Below are 1,347 nucleotides of genomic sequence, written 5' to 3'. Positions count from 1 at the left end.
TCCGGCATCCGCGCGCATCTGCGGCCTTTCTACAGCGAGATCGGGCGGCCCTCGGTCGATCCGGAGCTGATGATCCGGATGCTGCTCATCGGGTACTGCTTCGGCATCCGCTCGGAACGCCGGCTGTGCGAGGAGGTGCATCTGAACCTCGCCTATCGCTGGTTCTGCCGGCTCGGCCTGGAGGGCGAGGTCCCGGACCATTCGACCTTCTCGAAGAACCGGCACGGCCGCTTCCGCGACAGCGACCTGCTGCGCGAGCTGTTCGAGACGACGGTGCGGCGCTGCATCGAGGCCGGGCTGGTCGGCGGCAACGGCTTCGCCACCGACGCCAGCCTGATCCGGGCGGATGCGAACAAGCAGCGCTCGGCGGAGGGATCGGAGGCGGTCGACTGGGAGGCGATGGCGGCGACCCGCCGCTCGGTCCGGGAGTATCTCGACACACTGGATGAGGCCGCCTGGGGCGCCGCCAGCGAGGCCAAGCCCAAGTTCGTCTCGCGGTCGGACCCGGCCGCGCAGTGGACGGGGGCGCTGAAGGGCCACGCCTTCTTCGCCTATGCCGCCAACTATCTGATCGACCTCGACCACGCCGTCATCGTCGATGTCGAGGCGAGCCGTGCCATCCGCCAGGCGGAGGTCGGCGCCGCCCGTACCATGATCGACCGCACCCAGGATCGCYTCGGGCTCTATCCCGAGCGCCTGGCCGCCGACAGCGCCTATGGCTCGGCCGAGATGCTCAGCTGGCTCGTCCATGAGCGCGGGATCGAGCCTCACATCCCGGTCTTCGACAAATCCGAGCGCAGCGACGGCACCTTCGAGCGGGCCGACTTCACCTATGCCCACCAGGCGGATGCCTATCTCTGCCCCGCCGGCAAGCAACTCAGGCCGCGCCAGGTCGTCTATCGGACGCCGCGCCCGCTCGTCGACGCGGATGGCCTGATCCGCTATCGCGCCAGCAAGCTGGACTGCGACGCCTGCGCGCTGAAGCCCCGCTGCTGCCCGAACACCCCCGCCCGCRAGGTCCCGCGCTCGATCCACGAAGGGGCTCGCGACATAGCGCGCGACATCGCCGCCACCGACGCCTATGCCACCTCGTGCCGCSAGCGGAAGAAGATCGAGATGCTGTTCGCCCACCTCAARCGCATCCTCAAGCTCGACCGGCTGCGGCTACGGGGACCCAACGGCGCMCGMGACGAGTTCCACCTCGCCGCGGCCGCCCAGAACCTCCGCAAGCTCGCCAAGCTCATCCCGATGCCGCAGCCGACACCGGCCTGAGAGGCCTCAGGCTCCACAGCGCCTGCTCGCCGTCGCTCCAGCGCCCTCTCTGCCGCCGACTTCTTCAACAGAATC

1 protein-coding gene is annotated in these 1,347 nt (G+C 69.3%); it reads left to right on the top strand.

Translation table 11 applies throughout. The features are described from left to right. Positions 1-1,272: transposase (locus tag KXR53_RS35465; protein WP_437380326.1), on the top strand; the 1,272-nt coding region annotated here is incomplete at its 5' end. Positions 1,273-1,347 lie beyond the last annotated feature (75 nt).

It is taken from the genome of Inquilinus limosus (assembly GCF_051487185.1).
GTDB lineage: Bacteria > Pseudomonadota > Alphaproteobacteria > DSM-16000 > Inquilinaceae > Inquilinus > Inquilinus limosus_F.
Note: the sequence above shows the minus strand (reverse complement) of the source record. Positions and strands in the feature narration are given on the sequence as shown.